Annotated in this window: 1 protein-coding gene; it reads right to left on the reverse strand. The window is 59.8% G+C overall.

The window, feature by feature from the left end:
• The coding region (locus ACRHNM_RS17425; protein ID WP_431137912.1) for a hypothetical protein at window positions 1–254 on the reverse strand (254 nt) is incomplete at both ends.

Below are 254 nucleotides of genomic sequence, written 5' to 3' on the forward strand. Positions count from 1 at the left end.
GGTGTGCGACTGGGGATCGTAGGCGGAGATCTCCTTCAGGTCCTGAACCAGCGCCTCTTCCAGATACTTGGAAAAGGTGCCGCTCGCCGAATTAAGAGGCGTTCCACGCAAGGAGAGGTTGTTGACCGGAGCAGCAGGATCTGTCGGCTCCACCTTCAGAACATTGGCGGATCCCGGCTTGGCCGCCTTCAATTGCTCCAGCGCTGCGTAGTCCGCCCCGTAAGGCGGAGCTTTCAGTTGGGCACATCCCGTAG

Source organism: Psychroserpens mesophilus (assembly GCF_050617655.1).
Taxonomy (GTDB): Bacteria; Bacteroidota; Bacteroidia; order Flavobacteriales; family Flavobacteriaceae; genus Psychroserpens; species Psychroserpens mesophilus_A.